The following is a 24089-nucleotide window of genomic DNA, read 5'->3' as shown; positions in this document are numbered from 1 at the left end:
GTCCATCGTGGAGTCGGCCATGCTCACCATCGAGACCGTCAAATCTCTCGTGCAACGGGTCATATATGCCCCTTCGAGCCATAACACCCAGCCGTGGCGGTTTCGAACGTCGGCATCGACGATCGATCTGCTGGCCGACCGCACCCGCGCCTTGCCGGTCAACGACCCGTTCGACCGTGAACTCACGATCAGCTGTGGCGCGGCTTTGATGACCTTGCGGGTGGCCATTGCCGCCTTAGGCCAAGGCGCGCGGGTACGGGTGTTGCCCGATTCGGGCGATGGAGATTGGCTGGCCCGGGTCGAGGTGACCAGCGACCCTCCCGACGCGGAACTCGCCGCCCTGGCGTCGTTCATCGAACAACGCCGCACTTACCGCAAGGCGTTCGAGGCACGCGAGGTGGCGACCGAGATCAGGGCCAGTATCGCAACGGCAACCGAAGCCGAGGGTGGCCAGTTATTCACGCTGGTCGATACAAAGCGCCTCGAGGCCGGCTCACTGGTGGCCGAGGGCGACCGTATGCAGTGGGACGACCCGCGCTGGCGGCGCGAATTGGCACTGTGGATGCATCCGCGACGCCAGGGTGACGGGCTGAGCGTACCCACCCTAGCAGCACCCATCGCGCAAGCCGTCGTACGCACTTTCGACATGGGTGATGGAGTCGCCGCCAAGGACCAGCAACTCCTTCTGGGCTCGCCGTGGCTGACGGTTCTGACGACCGCCGAGGACGACACGGCCGCCTGGCTGCGGGCTGGCCAAGCGTTGCAGCGCGCTCTTCTCACGGGTTGTCGGCATGGATTACAAGCGTCGTATCTCAACCAACCCATCCAGGTCGCCCCGCTGCGGGAACGTCTGCGCTCGTTGCTTGGCACAGAGGCCTACCCCCAGCTGTTGATGCGCTGGGGCCATCCGGTCAGTGCGGCCCCAGCGACCCCAAGGCGCAAAGTGGATGCGGTGATCGAGATGTCGGCGTGAGACGTCGTTGGCCAAGGGGATCGTATGAAGTGGGTACTACTCGGGTTGACCGCCCTGCTGGTCGTGGCCATCGGATTTTGGGGCTGGGGCCAGTGGCGCTGGAGCCAGAAGACGCAGGCACTCCTGGATCGCCTGGAAACCGCGCGTCAGTCCCTGCCGCCTGAACGTTTCGATCCTCGCGAGCTGGATCAGCTTCCTGCGCCCGTCGCGCGCCACCTGCGCCAAGCCCTGCCACCTGGAACCCCGATCATCCGCGCAGCCGACGTCGTGCACGCTGGCACCTTCAACATGAAGCTGGACTCCGGACAGTGGAAGCCCTTCACGTCACGCCAACGTGTGGTCACGCGCCGCCCCGGCTTCGTGTGGGACGGGCGGGTGACGATGGCCCCTGGACTGGCCGTCCACGTGCACGACGCTTACGTCGATGGCGAGGGGATCCTCGAGCCCGCCATCCTGGGCGTGTTCACGTTGGTGAATCTACGCGACCGCGGCGAGGTCGCACGCGGTGAACTGATGCGCTACATGGCTGAAGCCGCCTGGTATCCGACCGCACTGTTGCCCAGCCAGGGCATGCAATGGGAACCGATCGACGAGCGCAGCGCACGCGCCACGTTGGTCGACGGGGACGTGCGGCTGACCATGACCTTTCATTTCGGCGATAACGGGCTGATCGAGACGATCCGTGCCGAGGATCGTGGCTTTGCCGATGGCGATCGGATCGTGCCCATGCCCTGGGAAGGCCGCATGTTCGACTACCAGCGGCGCGACGGGATGCTGATCCCGGTTCAGGGCGAAGTGGCTTGGCTCACGCCGCAGGGTCGCAAGCCGTACTGGCGAGGGACGATCACCGATCTGAGGTATCACCAGTAGGGAGCTACCCCCGGACGCCATCAGCTTGACATTCGACATGTCGAGGACTGCCAATGCGGGCGCGATGGACAACCGATCGCCGTGACGCACGTGCAAAGCGTTGACGCACAAGGCCGTCTGCGTGTGCTCCGGCGAAGAAGTTGGCGCGGGTTTTGAGAGAACGGAGAGCGAAAGAGAGTCCAACCGGGTGGCTTCCGGGCCCCAAGACACCGCGTCGTGGCACACGCAGAACGGCGCCGAACCCCGCGTGGCGTCGCGAAAGGTAGAAACGAAAACGCCCAACCGATAGAGGTTGGGCGTCGAACGGTGGTGGCCAAGGGCGGAATCGAACCACCGACACGCGGATTTTCAATCCGCTGCTCTACCAACTGAGCTACTTGGCCAGAAAGACGAAGATTATAGCAGGATTTCGGGCGCGTCCAGTGCGTCAGTTGCCGCCAGCGCGCTTGTTGCGGGTGAGATCGACGCCGAGCTGCTTGAGCTTGCGGTACAGGTGGGTGCGTTCCAGGCCGGTCTTCTCGGCCACGCGGGTCATGCTGCCGTGTTCCTTGGCGAGGTGGAATTCGAAGTAGGCCTTCTCGAAGGCGTCGCGCGCTTCGCGCAGGGGGCGGTCGAGGACGAAGACCTGCTCGGCTTGCGGGCCCAGGGCCACGGGGTGCGGGATAGGGAGGCTGCCGTGATGGCTGTGCGGCTCGGCGTTCAGTTCCCTCACCACCGCCGCACTGGTCAGACCGTTGCCCGCCGGCCGGGGCGCCTGGCGGGCCAGGCCCTGCTCGACGGCGCGCAGGAGCTTCTGCAGGGTGATGGGCTTTTCGAGGAAGGCCATCGCACCGTGTTTGGTGGCTTCCACCGCGGTGTCGATGGTGCCGTGGCCTGACATCATGATCACCGGCATGGTGAGCTGGCCCGTTGCGCCCCACTCCTTGAGCAGGGTGATGCCATCGACATCGGGCATCCAGATGTCGAGGAGCACGAGGTCGGGCTGGAACTGCTCGCGCAGGGCACGCGCCTGGGCGGCGTTTTCCGCCAGTTCAACGGTGTGCCCCTCGTCTGCGAGGATCTCCGACAACAGGGCGCGGATGCCGAGCTCGTCGTCAACTACAAGTATGGTGGCCATGCGGTACGTCAGGTCCCTGGGCGGGCGACTCGGGTTGCGGCGTCGTCTCGTCCGTCGTGTTGCGCGGGTGCAAACCGCGAAAATGATATCGAAACTTGCGCGCCCCTCACCTCGGGGTTCTTCCCCCGCTGCTCGCCGCCCAGTCCTTCGGAGCTGGTGAGGTTGGTCAGGCGGATGCGGGCGGCGTGTTCGTCGCAGATCTTCTTCACCACTGCCAGGCCCAGGCCGGTGCCCTTGGCCTTGGTGGTGACGTAGGGCTCGAAGGCGCGCTTGAGCACCTTGTCGAGGAAGCCGGGCCCATTGTCGGCCACGACCAGACGCACCGAGCGCGGTTCGCCCGTTTCATGCCGCGCCACTTCGGTATGCACGCGCACCAGCCCGCCTGGCCGGTCGGCCACGGCGTCGAGTGCGTTCTGCAGCAGGTTGTGGATGACCTGGCGCAGCTGGGTGGCGTCGCCCTCGATGAGGGGCAGGTCGACGGCCAGGTCCACCTGCAGACGGCCTTCTTCCTGGACGCTGCCGTAGAGCGCAAGCACTTCGGTCACCAGGGCATTGAGGTCGATGGCACGCAGCTGGGCCGAGGGCAGGCGGGCATAGTCGCGGAACTCGTTGACGAGCTGCTTCATGCTTCCCACCTGGCTGACGATGGTGCTCACCGACTTGGCCAGCAGCTGCCGGTCGGGCTCGTCGAGCTTGGGCTCGAGCTTGTGCTGCAGCCGCTCGGCCGAGAGCTGGATGGGGGTGAGCGGGTTCTTGATCTCGTGCGCCAGGCGGCGGGCCACCTCGCCCCAGGCGATGGAACGCTGGGCCGACATGACCTCGGTGATGTCGTCGAAGACGATGAGTCGGGCTTGCTGCGGCAGCCAGGCGCCGCGCATGAGCAGGGTCATGGGCTCGCGTTCGCTGCCTGCCGCGTCGGGTTCGACCGGCAGCTCGAAGGACTGCTGCCAGTGGTCGCGTTCGCCACCCTCGTTGCCGGCGGCGTGCAGGTCGAACTGGCGCTCGATGGCCTGGGCGAAGTCGGCCAGGCCCGGCACCTCGACGAGCGGCCGGCCACGGTAGGCGCCCAGGGGCAGGCGCAGGATGCGCGTGGCGCCCGGGTTCACCGAGTCGATGCGGCCATCGGCGCCGAAGACGATGACGCCGGCCGTGAGGTTGTCGAGGATGGTCTGGAGGTTGGTCTTGGCTCCTTCGAGCTCGCTCAGGCTGTGCTGGACGAGCGCCCGGGCTTCGGCCAGCTGCTGGGTCATGTCGGCAAAGGAGCGGGTGAGGCCGCCCAGCTCGTCGCGGGAGGTGAAGACCGGCTTGGGGGTGAGGTCACCACGGGCCACCTGGCGCACGCCTTCGGCGAGCAGCAGCAGCGGGCGCGCGAGCTGGTTGCCCAGGGCCACGGCGAGAAGGATGCCGCCGAACACGGTGAGCACCAGGGCCAGGGTGAGCGTGCCCAGGTACATGCGCTTGAGGCCCTCCCGGGCCAGGGCGCGTTGCTGGTATTCGCGGTAGGCGTTCTGCACGGCCAGCGCATTGGCCGCCAGCGTGCTCGGCAGCCGCTGGGTCATCTGCAGGTAGCGGTCTTCGGGGGTGAGGCGAAAACCGAAGGTGGAGACATAGGCCACCGCCCGGATGCGGGGCACGCCGGCATCCTCGTCCAGGCCCTCGAGCTGGGTGGCGATGCGCTGGGTGCGCGCCTGGCGCAGCAGCGCCGCCGGGGGACGCTCGGGCGCGAGCGCGTCGCGCGCGAGGCCCGCACTCACGAGGATCTGCCCCGAGGTGTCGAGCAGGGCGGCCTCCTCGGCGGCCAGCTGGTCGCGCAGGCGCTCCAGGGTGAGGCCGCTCACGTTCGAGCCGGCATCGGCCAGGCGGTCGGCGGCCACTCGGGTCTTGGTGGCGAAGTCGTTGACCAGGGTGTCCAGCGTGACCCGCCCCAGGTTGAGCCCGGCATCCAGGGCGCCTTCCACCTCCACATCGAACCAGGAGTCGATGCTGTTGGCCACGAACTGGTAGCTGACGGTGTAGAGCAGCAGCCCCGGGATCACGCCCACCAGCGCGAAGATGCCCGCCAGCTTGGCCAGCAGCCGCGAGCCGAACTTGCCGCGGCGCAGGCGCACGGCCAGGCGCACGCCGGCGACGGCAATGACCAGCACCAGCACCGCGGCGATCAGCATGTTGAGCGCCAGCAGCCAGCCGTAGTGCTGCTCGAACACGCGCCGGTTGTCGGTGGCCAGGGCGAGCAGGAACATCACCACCAGGCTGGCGCCGGACAGGGCCACGATGGACAGGATCCAGGCCCAGCGGGTGGCTTTGGTCACGGCAAGGGTCCTCGGCCGGATACCGCTCAGGGATGGTCAGGGATGACCAGGGTGCTCTGGGCGGACAGGTCCCACTGGGCCTGACCGCCGATGCCGAACTGGAAGGGGCGCGGCAGTTGGGAGGTGTCGAGCCGGAAAATGAGTTCGGCGTAGTGCCGCTCCCCGGAGGCGAGCCGGCTGCGGCTGGCCACCTTCCAACCCTCGGTGCGCTGCATCGTGGCCAGTGCGTCGTGCAGGGACTCGAATTGCTGGCTGAAGGCACCGGACTGCACGCGGTAGCGCCGCGTGAGCGGCTGGTAGGTGACACGCCAGGACAGCGTGGCCGTGGCCACGTTCAGGTCACGCCAGTACCAGCGGCTGCGGAAGGTCCGCACCTCCGCCTCGAAGGCCAGGGGCACGCCCTTGACCAGGGCCTCCTCGACGGAACGCGGCAGTTCGATGCGGGTGCTGAAGCCCAGCCACAGGCCCTCGTCGTTGCGATCGATCTGGACGTCGGACAGGGTGATCCGGCCCTCCTGGCCCCAGGCCGGGGACAGCGCCAGCAGCAGACCCAGGATCGCGGCCAGCAACGCCGCCAGCACTGCCGCCACGGGGCCGGCAGGGGCGGTCGAAGGCGGCTTGGCGGTCAGCACGGGCAGGTCCAGGGCTCAGTCAGGCGATCGTTGGATCAGGGCGTAGTAGAAGCCGTCGTGGTCAGCGACGGGGGAGGATCCATTGTCGGTCACCGGCAGCGCATGGCCGGGAGAGGGGCATGCTCTGGCCAGGGGCTGGCGTTGCAAAAATGCGTCGATCTGGGCGCTGCCCTCGGCGCGGAAGACCGAACATGTGCAGTACAGCACATGCCCGCCCGGCTTGAGCAGGGGCCACAGGGCATCGAGCAGCTCGCGCTGGAGACGGGCCAGCGCGGCGATGTCGCCCGGTCGGCGCAGCCAGCGGATGTCCGGGTGGCGGCGCACGATGCCCGAGGCGCTGCAGGGGGCGTCGAGCAGGATGGCATCAAACGGCCGGCCGTCCCACCAGGCCGTCGTCTCGCGGGCATCGGCGACCTTCAGTTGCGCGTGCAGACCCAGCCGGCTGAGGGTCTGGTCCACCCGCTGCAGGCGCTGCGCGTCGCTGTCCAGGGCGAGCAGGTCCAGGTCGGCCGCTTCGAGCAGGTGGGCCGTCTTGCCCCCCGGCGCTGCGCAGGCATCCAGCACCCGCGCGCCGGGAGGCAGCCCGGTCCCCAGCAGCAGCGGGGCGGCCCACTGGGCTGCCAGGTCCTGCACCGAACACAGCCCCTCGGCAAAGCCCGGGATCTGCTCCACCGGGCGGGGGCTGTCCAGGAGCAGGCCCACCTCCCCCACCGGGCGGCTGCCCACGCCGGCCTCGGCCAGACGCCGGGCATAGGCGTCGCGCTGCGTGCGCCGGCGGTTCACCCTCAGGGTCATGGGCGGGTGCTGCTGGGAGGAGGCCAGCACCGCTTCCCACTGGGCGGGCCAGTCGGCGCGCAGGCGATCGACCCACCAGGCGGGGTGGTTCCAGCGCGCTTCGGGCTCGGCCTCGACGGCAGCCAGGCAGGCCGTGCGCTCCCGCAGAAAGCGCCGCAGGACCGCATTGACCAGCCCGGACGCGCCGCGCGCCTGGCGCTTGGCGGCCTCGACGGCCTGATCGACCAGGGTGTGTTCGTCGTAGCCCGATGCCGGGCCGCGCACGAGCAGGGCCAGGGCCGTGCACAGCAGTGCCTCCAGGGGCGGCGCCGGCGCTCGAGGCACCAGGTGGCGGCGCAGGGCACGGGCCCGACCGAGCTCGCGCATCACGGCAAAGCTCAGGGCCTGCGTCCCGCCCCGGGCGGACGCCGGCACGCGGGCCAGCACCTCGGTGAGGGAGCGGCCGCGTTCGACGGCCCGCACGGCCTCGGCCGTGTGCACAAGCAGGCGGGACAGGGGGAGAGAGGGTGCATTCACGACGCGAAGTCTAGGCGCTGGCGCAAAAAGCAAAGGGCCGCTGCACCGCAGCGGCCCCAGGATCCGGGCAGTGTCCTCAGGCCAGGGAGTCGGCCCAGATGTTCTGCGCCCAGTTCCAGGCGTAGATGCCCTCGAGTTCGTTCGGGCCGGTGGACACGCCGCCGGAGCCCGCCACGGTCTTGAAGGTCTTCTCAGCCGCCACGTACTCATGCACGCTGGCGACATGGATGACGTTCTTGCCATCGACGAAGCTGTAGCAGGTGTTGGTGAGCATGGGCGCGGGGTTGACGGCCCAGCCACGCAGTTCTGCCACGATGGCGGCGGCTGCCACCTTCGCATGCGAGTTGGCCATGTGGCCGCTCTTGGGCATCAGCGGGGCCGTCTGGATGGCGTCGCCCAGCACGTGGACATCCTTGGCCGCGGTGGACTCGAAGTTGAGGAAGTTCACGTGGCACCAGCGCGCATTGGCATTGGCCAGGCCGGTGTCCACCGCGATCTTGCCGGCACGCATGGTGGGCAGCACGTTGAGCACGTCGGCCTTCACGTCGTCGTTGACCTCGAACTTGATCGTCCTGGTCCGCGCATCGACGGCCATGGCCTTGTGCTGCGGGCGGTATTCGATGATGCCCTTGTACTGCTCGGCCCAGACCTTCTTGAACAGCGGTCCCTTGGAGGTGACGTCGGGGTTGGCATCGAGCAGCAGCACCTTGGAGCGCGGCTTGGCGCGCTTGAAGTAATCGGCCACCTGGCACACCCGCTCGTAGGGCCCCGGGGGGCAACGATAGGGCGCCTCGGGCACGGTCATGGCGAAGACGCCACCATCGGGCATGGCTTCGAGCTGACGACGCAGGGCGACGGTCTCGGGGCCCGCCTTCCAGGCTTGCAGGATCTGACCGGCATCGTGCGCCGCTTTCAGGCCCTGGATGCTGTCGAAGACCAGGTCGATGCCGGGCGACAGGATGAGCTTGTCGTAGGCGATCGTGGGGCCCGAGGCCAGCACGGCCACCTTCTTCGCCGGATCGATGCTCGCCACCGTGTCACGCACCAGGCGCACGCCGTGACGGCGCACCAGGTTGTCGTAGGGCGTGGTGATGTCGGTCATCGTGCGATGGCCGCCCAGGACCAGGTTGGAGATGGGGCAGGAGACGAAGGCGCTGCTGGGTTCGACCAGCACGACCTCGATCTGGTAATCGGACAGCAGGCGCACGTACTTGGCCGCCGTGGCGCCACCGTAGCCGCCGCCCACCACCAGCACACGAGCCTTGGACGGCACACCGGTCGTGGCGCAGGCACTCAGCCCGAGCACGCCTGCGGCGGCGGCCCCTTGCAGGAAGGAACGTCGTTGCAGCATCGCGGGCCTCCTCACTTCTTCTGCGCGGCGAAATAGGCCGCGATCTGGTTGATCTGCTCGTCGCTGTAGCCTTTGGCGAGCTGATGCATCACCGTGGCCGTGCGCGTTCCGGCCTTGAAGGCTTTCATCTGCTCGACGATGTAGGTCTGCGGCATGCCTGCCAGCGACGGCACCTGAGAGCCTGGCACAGCCTGCCCCCCCGTGCCATGGCAGTTGGCGCATGTGGCCGCCAGGCTGCGAACGTAAAGGGTCTGAGCATCTTGAGCGCCGGCCGCTCCAGCGGTCATCAAGGCCATTGCGGCCGCCGCAGACTTCAAGTTCATCGTGTGGACTCCTCAGGCTTCGTATATCAGCGAACGTCAATATATTGGTCTGCCAGGGCTTTGGGACTAGGGGTATCCATCAACAAAGCGCTCAGACGCAGGGCATCGCACGTGGCCGAATCCGGCGCGGCACCCTCAGCCACGCCTTGAAACGCCGCATCGACCCAGGCCTTGAGCAGCACCGGTCTTTGCATCGCCGACAGACGCATCAGCCGATTCCAGGCCTGGACCCAGGCATCGACATCGGGCGCCGACCACGCCGGCACCGCCCCAGGCGTCCAGAGTTCCTGCATCACCGCTTGATACCAGGCGCCCGATTGCCCCAGCTCACACGCTCGGGCGTCGATGATTCTCGCCAGAAATGCGGTGACGATGGTCACATCCTTAGCCAGATGCGCAATATCGTTATCCCCAGCCACGGGGGGTGGCCGCGGCACGTCCCCGCTGAGCAGATGACGCATGGCCAGCCAGCGCAGGCGGTCCAGGGGGCTGACCTGTCCGTCGGCCGTCATGATGCGGCGAGCCGCCTCCACCAGGCCGCGGCGCTCGGCCAGCGGTGCCTTGGCACTGCGGCGCAACATGACCTCCCACACCGGCAGCCGCGTGGCAGGGGTGAGATGATCCAGTTCGGCGCGCACGGCCGCGGCCACGGCGAGCCCGGCAGTCTCCTCGGCCCAGGCCTGCCATTCGCGGTCCTGACCCGGGGTGACCAGCAGGCCCAGCACCGCCGCGCGGCGCTCGCCCGGGCCCTGCCAGCGCGCGATGCGCGCCAGGGCCTCCCGTTCGCGCTGCGCCGGGCCGACCAGGGCCGGCGCCTGGGTGACGTCGTGGCGCAAGGCTTCTCGCACCTCACCCTCGCCTGCCCTCACGCTCTCGCTCTCCCCCTGCCCTGCCCCCGCCCCGGCTGCGGCGGTCAGCGGGGCCAGGCCGGTCATCGGCCGGGTGGCCGGTGCATCGTCGTCCTCCGGTGGCAGCACCCGGGCCGCCAGGGGCACCACCTCGAAGCCGTAGATGCGCCGGATGCGCTCGCCCAGGGGCGGGTGCGTGGCAAAGAGGTTCCAGCGCAGGCGCGAGACGAAGAACAGGTGGGAGAGGCTCTCGGCCTGGGCGTTGTGGATGTGGTCCCGCCCGCGCCAGGCCTGGTCGGCCACCTTGCGCAGGGCGCCGCCGATGCCGTCGATGCTGCGGGTGTACTTCACCGCCGAGGCATCGGCCAGGAACTCGCGCTGGCGCGACACCGCTGCTTTCAGCATGCGCCCGGCGATCCAGCCCAGCGAACCCACCCCCATCAGGGCCAGGCCGACGACGAGACCGGCACCACGCCGGCCGCGCTCGTCAGGCTCGACGAAGGAATGGCCGAAGTTGTAGAGCATCTGCAGGCCCCACACCAGGCCGATGAGGCGCATGTTCAGCCGCGTGTCCCCGTGGAACAGATGGCTGAACTCGTGGGCGACCACCCCTTGCAGTTCGTCCCGCGTCAGGCGCTCCAGCGCCCCGCGGGTCACGGCGATCACCGCATCGTCGCGGTCCCACCCCGCGGCGAAGGCATTGATCGCCTCTTCCCGTTCAAGCACATAGACCGGCGGCGGCTTCATGCTGGCCGCGATGGCCACCTCGTCCACCACGTTGCGCAGCCGCTTCTCGTAGAGGTCGCGTGGCTGGCCGTCCGGCGGATCGATGGGCCTGCCCCCGGCCAGCCGGGCCACGTGAGCGCCCCCCTGTCGCAGGCGCAGCATCTCGAACCAGCAGCCACCCAGCACGAAGAGCAGGGTCAGCGCGGTATTGGTTTCGAAGAAGAGCCGCGGATAGCCTTCGGCCCAGGGGAAGGTGAGGCGATACACCAGCGCCAGGGCCCCGTTGACCGCCAGCACCAGCAGCACCAGCACGCCCAGGAAAAGCAGCAGCAGCCGCCGCGAGGCCGTGTGCGCCGCGTCCTGGTGTTGCCGAAAGCGCATGGCCATAGGGTCAGCGCCTCACTGCACGGGGGGTGTCAGAACTGGACACGCAGCGTCTTGCGCTCCTCGTCGCTGGTGGTGGACTGCAACATGCCAGCCTCCTTGAAGCCGAAGAGACGGGCGATGAGGTTGGTGGGGAACTGCTGCGCGGCATTGTTGTAGTCGAGTGCCGCATCATTGAAGGCCTGGCGCGCGAAGGCCACCTTGTTCTCGGTGCTGGTGAGCTCCTCGGACAGCTCGCGCAGGGTCTGGTCGGCCTTGAGCTCGGGATAGTTCTCGACCACGGCCATCAGCCGCGCGAGCGTGCCTTCCAGGGCCTGCTCGGCGATGGCCAGCGCCCCCACCGAACCGGCATTGGTGGGCCTGGCGCGCACGTGGTCGGCCGCCGTGCGGGCCTGGTTGCGTGCGGCGATCACGGCCTCCAGGGTTTCGCGTTCATGGGCGATGTACTTCTTGGCCGCCTCGACCAGGTTGGGGATGAGGTCGTAGCGCCGCTTGAGCTGCACGTCGATCTGGGCAAAGGCATTGCCGATGCTGTTGCGCAGGCGCACCAGGCGGTTGTAGGCGCCCACGGCCCAGAAGACCAGCACCGCAAGGATGGCCCAGCTGACGATGGAAGTCGTGTTCATCCCCGGAATCCCCCGTTGAGTTTCTCGCTCCGCGACTCTACGACAGCCGCCGCGGCCCACCAAGCCGTCCGGGCGAGGGCTGTCGCTTTCCGGTGTGGGGCGTCGTGCGACTCAGGCCCCGGCCAGGAAGTCGGCATGCCCCCGTGCACGCAACTCGCAGGCCGGGCAGTGCCCGCAGCCCCAGCCCCAGGCATGCCGCGAGGAACGGTCTCCCAGGTAGCAGGTGTGGGTGTGCTCGACGATGAGGTCCACCAGGGCGGCCCCGCCCAGGGCCTGGGCCAGGGCCCAGGTCTGCGCTTTGTTCAGCCACATCAGCGGCGTCTCCACCGTCATCGGCGTGTCCATGCCGAGGCTGAGCGCCACCTGCAGGGCCTTGAGCGTGTTGTCGCGGCAGTCGGGGTAGCCGGAGTAGTCGGTTTCGCACATGCCCCCCACCAGCACGCTGGCGCCACGGCGGTAGGCCAGCGTCGCGGCGAAGGTCAGGAAGAGCAGGTTGCGACCGGGCACGAAGGTGTTGGGCAGGCCGTTGGCCTGCATCTCGATGGCCCGCGCCTCGGTGAGTGCCGTATCGCTGAGCTGGCCCAGCAGCGCCAGGTCGAGCACATGGTCGTCACCCAGGCGGGCGGCCCACGCCGGGAAGGCCCGGCACAAGGCATCGCGCACGGTGAGCCGGCAGTCCAGCTCGATGCGGTGGCGCTGCCCATAGTCGAAGCCGATCGTCTCGACGCGCTGGAAACGCGACAGCGCCCAGGCCAGACAGACGGTGGAGTCCTGACCGCCGCTGAAGAGGACGAGGGCCGTGCGAGGGTCAGCCACGAACCTCGCCCTGCCCCAGGACGATGTACTTGAGGGACGTCAGCCCCTCCAGCCCCACGGGTCCGCGGGCATGGAACTTGTCGGTGGAGATGCCGATCTCGGCGCCCAGGCCGTACTCGAAGCCATCGGCAAAGCGCGTGCTGGCATTGACCATCACGCTGGCCGAATCGACCTCGCGCAGGAAGCGCATCGCGTTGGGGTGATGCTCGGTGAGGATGGCGTCGGTGTGGTGCGAGCCGTAGCGGTTGATGTGGGCGATGGCCTCGTCCACGTCCTTCACCAGCTTGATGCTGATGATGGGGGCCAGGTATTCCTCAGCCCAGTCCTGTTCGGTGGCATTGGCCAGCTTTGCACCCGGCACGGCCGCGAGCAGCGCCTTCGCGCCGGCGTCGCAGCGCATCTCCACGCCCTTGGCGGCAAAGATCGCGCCAATGCGCGGCAGGAAGGCCGGGGCAATGGCCTCGTGCACGAGCAGCGACTCGGCCGCATTGCAGGGGCTGTACTTCTGCGTCTTGGCGTTGTCGGTGACGGTGACGGCGAGGTCGAGATCGGCCGATGCATCGACGAAGACGTGGCAATTGCCATCCAGGTGCTTGATCACCGGCACCGTGGCCTCGCGGCTGATGCGCTCGATCAGCGACTTGCCGCCGCGCGGGATGATGACGTCCACATACTCGGGCATGGCGATCAGCCGGCCCACGGCCTCGCGGTCGGTGGTCTCGATGAGCTGCACGCCCTCGGGGGGCAGGCCGGCGGCCTGCAGGGCCTGCTGCACGAGCTTCCACAGCGCCAGGTTGGAATGGATGGCCTCGGAGCCGCCGCGCAGCACGCAGGCGTTGCCGCTCTTGATGCCCAGCGAGCCGGCCTCGATGGTGACGTTGGGACGGCTCTCGTAGATCATGCCGAACACGCCGATGGGCACGCGCATCTGGCCCACGGTGATGCCGGTGGGGCGGCGGCGCAGGTTGCTCATCTCGCCCACCGGGTCGGGAAGCGCGGCCACCTGCTCGCAGTTCTCGGCCATCTGGGCCACGACCTTGTCGGTGATGCGCAGGCGATCGACCATCGGCGCGGCCAGGCCGCGGGCTTCGGCGGCCGCCAGGTCCTTGGCGTTCTCGGCCTGCATGCGCGGGCCTTCGGTGCGGATCAGCGCGGCCAGGCGGCGCAGCGCGTCGTTCTTGGCGGCCGTGGAGGCCGCGGCCATGCGCGTGGCGGCCGCGCGGGCGGCGGCGCCCACGTGGTCCATGTAAGCCTGGAGGTCAGTGGCGGTCATGCCGCGGATTGTCTCAAATCCGGGCGTCATCCGCTCCGGTCAGAGCCGTGACACCAGGGCCAGCCACAGCGGCGCCGTGAGGACGAAGACCAGCGTGGACAGCACCAGCGTGGCCGTGGTCTCGGCCTCCTGGCTGCGATACCGCTGCGAGAACATCAGCGCATTGGTGCCCGAGGGCAGCGCCGCGCACATCACGATCACCGTGAGTGGCAGGCCGGACAGCCCGAACACGAAGTGCCCCACGGCCAGGACCAGGGCCGGCTGGGCCACGAGCTTGGCCGCCGTGAGCCAGCCGGCCCCACGCAGCGAGCCCGCCAGGCCGTAATGGGCCAGCGACATGCCGATGGCCACCAGGCACACCGGCACCACGGCCTGGCCCAGCATGGACAGGATCTCGTCGGCCGCAGACGGGATCGGCAGGCCGGCCACGTTCCAGCCCATGCCGACCAGCACCGGCAGCACCACCGGGTGGATCAGGGTGTTGCGCACCGTGAGCTTCAGCGTGGCGGCCAGGCGGGGCCGGCCAGCCTCGGTGCGCGAGGCGGCTCGCGCCAGATCGAGCTCCACCAGCACCGTGAGCAGGCTCAGCAGGATCAGCGCGTGCAGGCTGACGATGGCCAGGTGGATGGACAGGCCCGCTTCGCCGAACAGTGCCAGCGCGATCGGGATGCCCAGCTGCACCGTGTTGCTGAAGGTGGCGGTGATGGCCCGCACGCTGGGTTCGGCCGGCGAGCCCTCGGCCAGACGCCCCTGCCGGCGCCGCCACACATAGATGCCCAGCAGCAAGCCCACCACCGGGACGAAATAGGCCACGATCACCGCCCAGGGCAGGGTGGCGAAGTCGATGCGCGCGGTGGTACGGAACAGCAGCGCTGGCGCGAACAGGTAGAAGGCGGCGTTCGAGAGCGCCCGCGCCGTCTCGCCGCCCCCGAAAAACTTCGCCCGCCCGGCCAGCCAGCCGATCGTGACGACGGCAAAGATGGCGAGGAGCTTGAGGAAGACGGCGGGGGTCATTCCTTGGCGGCCGCCTTCTTCGCCGGGGCCTTCTTGGCGGCGGCCTTGGGTGCACGCGGTTCGAATTCGAAGCCGACCTTGCCTTCCTTCTTGTCCCAGACCAGGAAGGCCTTGAACTTGCGGCGCGTCTTGTTGGAGACGAAGTTCTCCAGCAGGTCGGTCTTGCCGGTGGCCAGCAGCTTGCTCATCTGCTCGCGTGCCACGGGCTGCTGCAGGATGATCTTGCCGCTCTTGAAGTCACAGGTGATGTGCGAGCCCACGGCGTGTTCACAGACATAGCTGGTGCCGTGCTCGTAGACATGGCCCTTGCACTTCGGGCAGACACCCAGCGATTCCTGGCCGCTGAAGTCCACCGGCTCGCCGTCCTCGGCCTTCTTGGCGTCGTCGCCGAAGTCGAACTCGAGCTTGTAGTTGTTGATCTCGTCGTCGAAGGTGAGCTTGAGCTCGGCCGTGAAAGGCCAGCCCGCCTTGGAGCGGAAGCCTTCCAGGGGGCCAATCCTCTTGTGGGCGATGAAGTCCTCGACCTCATGGAGCTCGAAGCTGCGGCCACCGGGGATCTTGCTGATCGAGAAGCCACAGCCTTCCTCCTCCCCGGTCTTGCCGGTGCAGGTGAAGCGGCGGTAGTTCTCCTTCACCACACCGCCGCAGTTGGGGCACGGGGTCTTGAGCGTGGCGTAGTCGCCGGGAATGGTGTCGCGGTCGTACTCCTTGGCCTTTTGCACGATGCGCTGCGTCATCGCGGCGATCTCGGCCATGAAGGCGTCGCGCGAGAGCTTGCCCTTTTCCATCTGTGCGAGCTGGAACTCCCAGTTGCCGGTGAGTTCAGGCTTGGTGAGGTCCTCCACGTCCAGGCCACGCAGCAAGGTCATGAGCTGGAAGGCCTTGGCGGTGGGAATGAGCTCACGCCCCTCGCGCACGATGTATTTTTCCAGGATGAGGCCTTCGATGATGGCCGCCCGCGTGGCCGGCGTGCCCAGGCCCTTCTCCTGCATCGCGGCCTTGAGTTCCTCATCGTCCACGAGCTTGCCGGCGCCCTCCATGGCCGACAGCAGCGTGGCTTCGGTGTAGCGCGCCGGCGGGCGGGTCTTGGTGGCGTTGATCGCCACGTCCTCGGTGCGCACGGTCTCGCCCGGTGTCACCGCCACGAGGTTGGCGTCGTCCTCCTGGGCCTCCTTGCCGTACACCGCCAGCCAGCCCGGCTTGACCAGCACCTTGCCGTTGGTCTGGAAGCTGTGGGCCTTGCCCTTTGCCTTCACGGTGGTGATGCGCGTGGTGACCAGGTACTCCGCCGCAGGGTAGAACACGGCCAGGAACCGCTTGACCACCATGTCATACAGCTTCGCCTCGGCCTCGGTGAGGCTCTTGGGGGCCTGCAGCGTGGGGATGATGGCGAAGTGATCCGACACCTTGGCGTTGTCGAAGACGCGCTTGTTGGGCCGTTCTTTGGTGGGAAGGTAGCCCTCTTTCAACGCCTGGGCCGCATGTGGCGCCAGCTCGCGCAGCGGGCCCGGCAGGTCCTCGCTGGCGATCATCTCCATGGTTTTCTTGACCACGCCGAGGTAGTCCTCGGGCAGGGCACGCGAGTCGGTCCGGGGGTAGGTCAGCACCTTGTGCTTCTCGTACAACGCCTGGGCCAGGGCGAGCGTCGTCTTGGCCGAGAAGCCAAAGCGCGAGTTGGCTTCGCGCTGCAAGGTCGTCAGGTCATACAGCAGCGGGCTGCTCTGGGTGCTGGGCTTGGCTTCTTCGGTGACAGTGCCGGCCTGTCCACGCACGGCCTCGGCGATGGCGTCGGCTTCGGCAGCCGTCCACAGGCGGTCAGCCCGCAGTTCGGGGTCGGCCTCGTTCTTCTTCCAGGCCGGGTCGAACCACTTGCCCTCGTACTCGCCCGCCTGTGCGCCAAAGGTGGCGCGCACCTCCCAGTAGTCTCGCGGCACGAACTTGCGGATCTTTTCCTCACGCTCGACCACGATGGACAGCGTGGGCGTCTGCACCCGACCCACGGTGGTGAGAAAGAAGCCGCCGTCACGCGAGTTGAAGGCCGTCATGGCCCGCGTGCCGTTGATACCCACCAGCCAGTCGGCCTCGCTGCGGCTGCGCGCGGCCTCCGAAAGACCGCGCATCTCATCATCGCCGCGCAGGCGTTCGAAACCCTCGCGGATGGCCTGGGGCGTCATGCTCTGCAACCACAGACGCTTCACCGGCTTGTTGACCGCTGCCTTGGCCGTGCCGGCGTACTGCACGATGAGACGGAAGATCAGCTCCCCCTCGCGCCCCGCGTCACAGGCGTTGATGAGTTCCGTCACGTCCTTGCGGCGGATGAGCTTGACGAGGGCATTGAGGCGGCCCTTGCTCTTGTCGATGGGGTGAAGCTCGAAATGCGGTGGGATCACCGGGAGGTTGGCAAAGCTCCACTTGCCACGCTTGACGTCGTATTCCTCGGGCGCCTTGATCTCGACGAGGTGACCCACGGCGGAACTGACGACGTAGTGCTCGTTCTCGAAATACTCATCATGCTTTTCGAATTTGCCGCTCGACGGCGTCAGGGCGCGCACGATGTCCTGCGCGACGGACGGCTTCTCGGCGATGACCAGGGCTTTGCTCATGGGCTCGGTGGATCCAGGGTCGGGGTGAAGCTCGGCTTCACCGGGTGTCATGGGCACGCTCGCGGCGGCCCCTACAATGCCGCTCTCTCACGCGCGTGCGCGCACGCACACGCGCGCGCTCAATTTCAATGTACCCAAACTCGACCATGACGCAAGCACGTGCCTCCCGTTCCCCCGGCGCCGCCAGGGGCCCTGCTGCCGAGTCGGCCGGCGGCCGGCGCATCCAGGTGCGCCGTTCCGGCGTGCATGGCAAGGGCGTGTTCGCACTGGCCCCCATCCGGGCCGGCGAGCGCGTGATCGAGTACAAGGGCGAGGTCATCACCTGGGCCGAGGCCCTGCGCCGGCACCCGCACGACCCCACCGACCCTCACCACACCTTCTACTTCCACATCGACGACGGCCATGTGATCGATGCGAAGTACGGCGGCAATGCGGCGCGCTGGATCAATCACGCCTGCAATCCCAACTGCGAGGCCGACGAGGTGGACGGCCGGGTCTTCATCAAAGCGCTGCGCGACATCGCACCGGGCGAAGAGCTCTTCTACGACTACGGCCTCATCATCGACGAGCGCTACACCCCGAAGCTCAAGAAGGAGTACGAGTGCCGCTGCGGTGCGCCGAACTGCCGCCGCACGATGCTCGCCCCGAAACGATGACCCCCCTCGCCTGGCCCGCCGAAGACCTCTGGGAACGGCTCGAGCCCCAGTTGCCGGGCTTGAGCGTGGAGGTGCTGGCCGAGGTCGATTCCACCAACACCCGGCTGCTGGAGCGGGCCCGTCAGGGCGACGCCACTCCCTGCCTGCTGGTGGCCGAGCGGCAGAACGCCGGCCGGGGCCGCCAGGGACGCCCCTGGCAGTCGGCGCCCGGCGCCTCGCTCACCTTCTCGCTGGGCCTGCCGATGGCGCCGCAGCGCTGGGGCGGGCTGTCGCTGGCCGTGGGCGTGGCCCTGGCCGAGGCGCTGCACCCGCAGCTTCGCATCAAGTGGCCCAACGACCTCTGGACGGTCGATGCCCATGGCGCGCCGGCCGGCAAGCTGGGCGGCATCCTGATCGAGACCCAGGGCCATGCGGGCCCCAGCCGTCACGTGGTGGTGGGCGTGGGGCTGAACATCGAGGCGCCCCCCGCCCTGCCCGACCCGCGCAACCCGGTGGCCTGGCTGCGCCAGCTCGACGACGCAGCCACCGCCCCTGCGACACTGACCCTGGCCGCCACCGCCCTGGTGGGCGCCCTCAAGCTCTTCGAGCTGCGCGGCTTTGCGGCCTTCGCGCGGCGCTTCGAGGCGCGCGACCTGTTGCGCAACCGGGCCGTCGTCACCACCCGGCCCGACCTGCCCGAGGCCCGTGCCCAGGGCGTCGATGAGGACGGCGCCCTGCTGCTGCGCGATTCGCGCGGCCAGCATCGCCTGGACAGCGGCGAAGTGAGCGTGCGCCCATGCTGAGGCTCGTCGTGCTCGTGCTGCTGCTGGCCAACCTGGGCTACTACGCCTGGACCACAGGCCACCTGAGCGGGCTGGTGCCGGCCTCGCCGACCCAACGCGAGCCCGAGCGGCTGGAGCGCCAGGTGCGCCCGGAAGTCCTGCAGTTCAATGGAGACCCGCCCGCGACTCCATCCCCTCAGCCCCCGGCGCAGCCGTCACCCCCCACACCGGCTGTGAACCCGAGCGCCACGCCCGCCAGCGCCGTGGTCGCCGGGTCGGCCGCTGCCGCCTGTGTGGAGATCGGCCCCTACACCGAGGCCGAATACACGGGGGTGCAAGCCGTGTTCACCGACGCGCTGAAGGGCACCGACTGGACCGCGCGGCGTGAGGAGCGGGGCGGCGTCTTCCTGATCTACCTGGGGAAGTACCCCAACCGCGACGCCCTGCTGCGCCGCCAGGAAGAACTGCGCAGCGCGGGCATCCGCAGCGAGGAAATCCGCAGCTCGCCCGATCTCGAACCCGGCCTCTCGCTCGGCCGCTTCACCTCGCGCGAGAGTGCCGAGAGCCGGGCCCTGGATCTGGCCAACCGTGGCGTGCGGGCCGCGCGGGTGATCACCATCACGCCGTCCTCCGTGCGCGTGCAGGTGCGCATCCCCGCGGCCAGCGCCGAACTGCAAAGCCGCCTGGAGACCCTGGCGCCGCGGCTGCAGGGGCGGCGGGCAGCCCCGTGCGCGGACGCAGCCGCGCGCACCTGAGCCTCCATGAAAAAGGGGCTCCCACAGGAGCCCCGGCGCCCGCGGCAGACGACGATTACTTCGCCGCCACCACGCGAGCCATCTCCAGCACCTTGTTGGAGTAGCCCCACTCGTTGTCGTACCAGGCCACCAGCTTGACGAAGGTGCTGTCCAGCGCGATGCCGGCTTCGGCGTCGAAGATGGAGGTGCGGGCGTCGCCACGGAAGTCGGTGGCCACCACCTTGTCCTCGGTGTAGCCCAGCACGCCCTTGAGCGCGCCTTCGCTCTGGGCCTTCATCTCGGCGCAGATGTCCTTGTAGCTGGCTTCCTTGACCAGTTCGACGGTCAGGTCGACCACCGACACGTCGGAGGTGGGCACGCGGAAGGACATGCCGGTGAGCTTCTTGTTCAGCTCGGGGATCACCACGCCAACGGCCTTGGCCGCGCCCGTGCTGGAGGGGATGATGTTCTCGAGGATGCCGCGGCCGCCGCGCCAGTCCTTGTTCGACGGGCCGTCCACGGTCTTCTGCGTGGCGGTGGCAGCGTGCACGGTGGTCATGAGGCCGCGCTTGATGCCCCACTTGTCGTTCAGCACCTTGGCCAGCGGGGCCAGGCAGTTGGTGGTGCACGAGGCGTTGGAGATGATGGCCTCGCCCTTGTAGGTGCCGTGGTTGACACCATAGACGAACATCGGGGTGTCGTCCTTCGAGGGGGCCGACATGATGACTTTCTTGGCGCCGGCGGCCAGGTGCTTCTCGGCGGTTTCCTTGGTGAGGAACAGGCCGGTCGATTCCACCACGATGTCGGCGCCGACCTCGCCCCACTTCAGCTCGGCGGGGTCCTTCACGGCGGTCAGGCGGATCTTCTTGCCATTGACGATCAGGGTGTTGCCCTCGACGGCCACCTCGCCGTCGAAGCGGCCGTGCACCGAGTCGTACTGCAGCATGTAGGCCAGGTAGTCGGGCTCGAGCAGGTCGTTGATCGCGACCACCTCGATGTCCTTGAAGTTCTTCACCGCTGCGCGGAACACCATGCGCCCGATGCGCCCGAAGCCGTTGATGCCGATCTTGATGGTCATGTCTGCTCTCTCCTGGAAGAAAAGTCGGGAAGAAACTGGAACTCAGCGGCCAAGCACGGCGCGCACCGTGTCGGCCACGTTCTCGGGCGTGAAGCCGAAGTGCTTGAACAGCACGCCGGCCGGGGCCGATTCGCCATAGGTGTCGATGCCCACCACCGCGGCACAGCCGTACTTCCACCAGTAATCGGTGACGCCAGCCTCCACAGCGATGCGCGGCAGGCCGGCGGGCAGCACCTCGGCCTTGTAGGCCATGTCCTGGCGGTCGAAGACCGTCGTCGAGGGCATGGACACCACACGCACCGCGATGCCGTCCTTGGCGAGCGCCGCCTGGGCGTGCAGGGCGAGCTGCACCTCGGAGCCGGTGGCGATGATCACGGCCTGGGGCTTCTTCTTCAGGCCCACCTCGGCCGGATCGGCCAGCACGTAGGCGCCCTTGGTGATGTCGTCGAAGGTGGCCTTCGGTGCATAGGGCAGGTTCTGGCGGCTCAGCAGCAAGGCGCTGGGGCGCGTGGTGTTGCCGATGGCCATGGTCCAGGCCACCACGGTTTCGGCCGTGTCGGCCGGACGCCAGACGTCGAGGTTGGGGATGAGGCGCAGCGACGCGGCGTGCTCGACCGACTGGTGGGTGGGGCCGTCCTCGCCCAGGCCGATGGAGTCGTGCGTGAAGACGTGGATCACGCGCTGCTTCATCAGCGCGGCCATGCGGATGGCGTTGCGGCTGTAGTCGCTGAAGGTGAGGAAGGTGCCCCCGTAGGGGATGTAGCCGCCGTGCAGGGCCACGCCGTTCATGATGGCGGCCATGCCGAACTCGCGCACGCCGTAGTTGATGTGGCGGCCGATCTTGCCGTCCTCGGTGGTCACCACCTGGCCCTCACGGCCAAAGCGCAGGGCCGGCGTGCTCTTGGTGTTGGTGAGGTTGGAGCCGGTGAGATCGGCGCTGCCGCCCAGCAACTCGGGCAGTGCCGCGGTGAAGGCTTCCAGGGCGAGCTGGCTGGCCTTGCGGCTGGCCACGGTCTCGGCCTTCTCGTGGGCGGCCACGATGGCCTGCACGGCCACTTCGGCGAAGTTCTTGGGCAGGGCGCCGGCCATGCGGCGCTTGAACTCGGCCGCCAGCGCGGGGTGGGCGGCCTCGTAGGCGGCAAAGCGCTGCTGCCATTCGGCCTGCGCAGCGGCGCCGGCCGCCTTGGCGTCCCAGGCGGCATAGGCTTCAGACGGGATCACGAAGGGCTCATGCGACCAGCCCAGGGCTTCGCGCGTGAGCTTGATCTCCTCGGCCCCCAGAGCTTCACCGTGGGCCTTGGCGGTGCCGGCGCGGTTGGGCGAGCCCTTGCCGATGGTGGTCTTGCAGATGATGAGCGAGGGCTTGTCGGCCGACTGCTTGGCCTTGGCAATGGCTTCATCGACAGCGGCCACGTCATGCCCATCGACCGGGCCGATGACGTTCCAGCCATAGGCCACAAAGCGCAGCGCGGTGTTGTCGATGAACCAGGGCGTGACCTGGCCGTCGATGGAAATGCCGTTGTCGTCGTACAGCGCGATCAGCTTGTTGAGCTTCCAGGCGCCGGCCAGGGCGCAGGCCTCGTGGCTGATGCCTTCCATCAGGCAGCCGTCGCCCAGGAAGACATAGGTGCGGTGATCGACGATGGTGTGCCCATCGCGGTTGAACTCGGTGGCCAGCAGCTTTTCGGCCAGGGCCAGGCCCACGGCGTTGGTGATGCCCTGGCCCAGCGGGCCGGTGGTGGTTTCCACGCCCGGGGTGATGCCCACCTCGGGATGGCCCGGCGTCTTGCTGTGCAGCTGGCGGAAGGCCTTGAGTTCACCGATGGGCAGGTCATAGCCGGTGAGGTGCAGCAGCGCGTAGATCAGCATCGAGCCATGACCGTTGGACAGCACGAAGCGGTCGCGATCGGCCCAGTGCGGATCCGCCGGGTTGTGGCGCAGATGGCGACTCCACAGCGCGACCGAGATCTCGGCCATGCCCATCGGGGCGCCGGGGTGGCCGGAATTGGCAGCCTGGACGGCGTCCATGGCCAGGGCACGGATGGCATTGGCCATCAAGGAGGTATCGACGGGGGTGGAGGGGGCGCTCATGTCCATGAGGAAACCTGCCGCTTCGGCTGCATTCCGGCGCCTGGACGGCGTCCGAAAGGGGATGGGTGGGTAGGATGGGAGAACCTCGAATTGTAAATCGGCGCCGATAATGGGCCCGATCGACGCCCCGGGAGGTCTCCTCCACCCTGCATGGACACCCTGAAAGCCCTGATCCTGGCGGCCGGCCGCGGCGAACGCATGCGCCCGCTGACCGACCGCACCCCCAAGCCCCTGCTGCGCGTGCGCGGCAAACCGCTGATCGAGTGGCACCTCGAAGCCCTGGCGCGCGACGGCGTGCGCGAGGTGGTCGTCAACACCGCCTGGCTGGAGGAGCAGTTCCCGGCCACGCTGGGCGATGGCTCGCGCTTCGGGCTGCGCATCCGCTACTCGATGGAGGGCCGCGACCACGGCGGCGCCCTGGAAACCGCCGGCGGGATCGCCAAGGCCCTGCCCTGGCTGGGCGAATGCTTCTGGGTGGTCTCGGGCGACATCTTCGCGCCCGGCTTCCGCTTCGACGCCGCTCAGGCCCGGGCTTTTGCCGAAAGCAACCGGCTGGCCCACCTGTGGCTGGTGCCCAACCCGCCCTACCACCCGCAGGGCGACTTCGGCATCGGCCCGGACGGCCTGGGCCAGAGCGAGCCGGCACAAGGCCCACGCTACACCTACGCCAACCTGGCGCTGATGCGCGCCGACCTGTGCCGCCACCTGCCGGTGGGGGAAAAGGCCGCCCTGGGCCCCCTCTTGCATGCCGCGATGCTTCGGCGCCAAATCAGTGTCCAGATGTACACAGGCGCGTGGGAAAACGTGGGCACCCCTGCACAATGGGAGGCCTTGTCGGCCGAGGAGGGCGCACGATGATGGAAGTGCTGGTCGCAACGCTGGTGGCGGTGGGGATCGTCGCGATGCTGGAGGTGGGTACGGCCAAAGCCATACGCGCCGTGCAGTTGTCGGCCTCGCCGCTGTCGGGCGAAGCGATGGATTCCTTCGTCTACGAGCGCTCCCTGCTCACGCCCGAGCGCGACCTCTACATCGTGTGGGCCGGGCTGATCGCCGCCGGCCTGCTCGCAGGCCTGGCCTGGTCCTTGGGCCAGGGCTGGCTGTATGCCCTCGCGCTGCTGGCCTGGCTGGCCGCGCTGGGCTGGGACCTGTGGACCTGGGAGCGCGCTGCGGCCAGCGTCAAGCACGTCAGCTGGCGGCGTGGCTGGAAGCATTCCACGCGTCAGGTGCCGGTGTCGCAGGTGAACGAGGTGCATGTGGTGGAAAAGCCAGGGCTGGGCCCGCTGGGCCTGTGCTACATCGCCCTGACCCTGGCCGACGGCAAGGCCGTGAAGCTGCCACGCACCGCGGCGCTGGGCGGGCTGGGCCGCGTGGAAGACGTGGCCAACTTCATCCGGCTGCAGATGCAGCAGGTACAGGAAATGCGCGAGCGCCGCGCCAACGAGAAGCGGCGTGAACGGGCCCGCAAGGAACCCAAGGATCCGGTCGAGCGCGAACTGCGGCGCAAGCTGGTGGAACTGCGGCGAGCGCAGGGGCAGAAGACCGAAACGCCCACCTGAGCCTGGCCTGACAAGGTGGCGGTGGCACGGCTAGACT

General features: G+C 68.4%; 21 protein-coding genes and 1 tRNA gene. 7 read left to right on the top strand and 15 right to left on the bottom strand.

The window, feature by feature from the left end; genetic code table 11:
- Window positions 1–19 precede the first annotated feature (19 nt).
- A complete protein-coding gene (locus C1704_RS10340) occupies window positions 20–973 on the top strand; it encodes an Acg family FMN-binding oxidoreductase (RefSeq protein WP_104302642.1) in 954 nt (317 codons plus the stop codon).
- Window positions 974–997: 24 nt separating this feature from the next.
- Window positions 998–1843, top strand: coding sequence for a DUF6920 family protein (locus tag C1704_RS10335; RefSeq protein WP_104302641.1), 846 nt, complete (start codon window positions 998–1000; stop codon window positions 1841–1843).
- A gap of 307 nt (window positions 1844–2150) precedes the next feature.
- Here the strand turns inward: C1704_RS10335 and C1704_RS10330 are convergent.
- The 13 genes from C1704_RS10330 to C1704_RS10270 form a co-directional block, all read right to left on the bottom strand.
- Window positions 2151–2226 (bottom strand) — tRNA-Phe (locus C1704_RS10330).
- A 44-nt stretch (window positions 2227–2270) separates the two neighbouring features.
- Window positions 2271–2960: a response regulator gene (locus tag C1704_RS10325; protein ID WP_104302640.1), complete on the bottom strand. Its 690-nt coding sequence runs from the start codon at window positions 2958–2960 to the stop codon at window positions 2271–2273.
- Window positions 2961–2968: 8 nt separating this feature from the next.
- Window positions 2969–5269, bottom strand: coding sequence for an ATP-binding protein (locus C1704_RS10320; protein WP_104302639.1), 2301 nt, complete (start codon window positions 5267–5269; stop codon window positions 2969–2971).
- 26 nt (window positions 5270–5295) lie between these two features.
- Window positions 5296–5901 (bottom strand): DUF4390 domain-containing protein, encoded by a 606-nt coding sequence (locus C1704_RS10315; protein ID WP_170064670.1) that lies wholly within the window; start codon window positions 5899–5901, stop codon window positions 5296–5298.
- A 15-nt stretch (window positions 5902–5916) separates the two neighbouring features.
- Window positions 5917–7212, bottom strand: a complete 1296-nt coding sequence (gene rsmB / locus C1704_RS10310) for a 16S rRNA (cytosine(967)-C(5))-methyltransferase RsmB (RefSeq protein WP_104302637.1) — start codon at window positions 7210–7212, stop codon at window positions 5917–5919.
- A 76-nt stretch (window positions 7213–7288) separates the two neighbouring features.
- The gene (locus tag C1704_RS10305; RefSeq protein ID WP_104302636.1) at window positions 7289–8563 is read right to left on the bottom strand and encodes an NAD(P)/FAD-dependent oxidoreductase; all 1275 of its coding nucleotides are present in this window, start codon (window positions 8561–8563) and stop codon (window positions 7289–7291) included.
- A gap of 11 nt (window positions 8564–8574) precedes the next feature.
- A complete protein-coding gene (locus C1704_RS10300; protein ID WP_245876449.1) occupies window positions 8575–8886 on the bottom strand; it encodes a c-type cytochrome in 312 nt (103 codons plus the stop codon).
- Window positions 8887–8912: 26 nt separating this feature from the next.
- The gene (locus tag C1704_RS17780; RefSeq protein ID WP_245876448.1) at window positions 8913–10847 is read right to left on the bottom strand and encodes a M48 family metallopeptidase; all 1935 of its coding nucleotides are present in this window, start codon (window positions 10845–10847) and stop codon (window positions 8913–8915) included.
- Window positions 10848–10876: 29 nt separating this feature from the next.
- Window positions 10877–11470, bottom strand: a complete 594-nt coding sequence (locus tag C1704_RS10290; RefSeq protein WP_104302634.1) for a LemA family protein — start codon at window positions 11468–11470, stop codon at window positions 10877–10879.
- A gap of 111 nt (window positions 11471–11581) precedes the next feature.
- Window positions 11582–12286, bottom strand: coding sequence for a 7-cyano-7-deazaguanine synthase QueC (queC, locus tag C1704_RS10285; RefSeq protein WP_104302633.1), 705 nt, complete (start codon window positions 12284–12286; stop codon window positions 11582–11584).
- Window positions 12279–13532 (bottom strand): glutamate-5-semialdehyde dehydrogenase, encoded by a 1254-nt coding sequence (locus C1704_RS10280; RefSeq protein WP_419186793.1) that lies wholly within the window; start codon window positions 13530–13532, stop codon window positions 12279–12281. Before C1704_RS10280 ends, queC begins: the two co-directional genes overlap by 8 nt.
- A gap of 66 nt (window positions 13533–13598) precedes the next feature.
- Entirely contained in the window at window positions 13599–14573 is a 975-nt protein-coding gene (locus C1704_RS10275; RefSeq protein WP_104302631.1) for an AEC family transporter, read from the bottom strand.
- Window positions 14570–17176 carry a DNA topoisomerase III gene (locus C1704_RS10270; protein ID WP_104302630.1) on the bottom strand — a complete coding sequence of 869 codons (2607 nt, stop codon included), beginning with the start codon at window positions 17174–17176 and terminating at the stop codon, window positions 14570–14572. The genes C1704_RS10275 and C1704_RS10270 overlap by 4 nt, the downstream gene beginning before the upstream one ends.
- Window positions 17177–17322: 146 nt before the next feature.
- On the opposite strand from C1704_RS10270, the gene C1704_RS10265 reads away from it, so the two are divergent.
- Genes C1704_RS10265 through C1704_RS10255 form a run of 3 tightly spaced genes read left to right on the top strand, consistent with a single transcriptional unit; the run spans window position 17323 to window position 19348 of the window.
- Window positions 17323–17832, top strand: a complete 510-nt coding sequence (locus C1704_RS10265) for an SET domain-containing protein (protein ID WP_104302629.1) — start codon at window positions 17323–17325, stop codon at window positions 17830–17832.
- Window positions 17829–18614, top strand: a complete 786-nt coding sequence (locus C1704_RS10260) for a biotin--[acetyl-CoA-carboxylase] ligase (protein ID WP_104302662.1) — start codon at window positions 17829–17831, stop codon at window positions 18612–18614. Before C1704_RS10265 ends, C1704_RS10260 begins: the two co-directional genes overlap by 4 nt.
- Window positions 18608–19348, top strand: a complete 741-nt coding sequence (locus C1704_RS10255; protein WP_104302628.1) for an SPOR domain-containing protein — start codon at window positions 18608–18610, stop codon at window positions 19346–19348. The genes C1704_RS10260 and C1704_RS10255 overlap by 7 nt, the downstream gene beginning before the upstream one ends.
- Before the next feature lie 55 nt (window positions 19349–19403).
- Here the strand turns inward: C1704_RS10255 and gap are convergent, their stop codons facing one another.
- Complete coding sequence (gap, locus tag C1704_RS10250; protein WP_104302627.1) at window positions 19404–20405, bottom strand: type I glyceraldehyde-3-phosphate dehydrogenase; 1002 nt, start codon at window positions 20403–20405, stop codon at window positions 19404–19406.
- A gap of 42 nt (window positions 20406–20447) precedes the next feature.
- On the bottom strand, window positions 20448–22502 hold the full coding sequence (tkt, locus tag C1704_RS10245; RefSeq protein WP_211286920.1) for a transketolase: 2055 nt from the start codon (window positions 22500–22502) through the stop codon (window positions 20448–20450).
- A gap of 144 nt (window positions 22503–22646) precedes the next feature.
- Here tkt and murU point away from each other — a divergent pair, with 144 nt between their 5' ends.
- On the top strand, window positions 22647–23354 hold the full coding sequence (gene murU / locus C1704_RS10240) for an N-acetylmuramate alpha-1-phosphate uridylyltransferase MurU (RefSeq protein WP_104302625.1): 708 nt from the start codon (window positions 22647–22649) through the stop codon (window positions 23352–23354).
- Complete coding sequence (locus tag C1704_RS10235) at window positions 23351–24052, top strand: PH domain-containing protein (RefSeq protein ID WP_104302624.1); 702 nt, start codon at window positions 23351–23353, stop codon at window positions 24050–24052. Before murU ends, C1704_RS10235 begins: the two co-directional genes overlap by 4 nt.
- Window positions 24053–24089: the final 37 nt, after the last annotated feature.

The sequence above is a fragment of the Caldimonas caldifontis genome, from assembly GCF_002930615.1.
In the GTDB taxonomy this organism is placed as follows: domain Bacteria; phylum Pseudomonadota; class Gammaproteobacteria; order Burkholderiales; family Burkholderiaceae_C; genus Caldimonas; species Caldimonas caldifontis.
The sequence above is the reverse complement of the archived record's forward strand: the minus strand, read 5'-3'. Positions and strand labels throughout refer to the sequence as shown.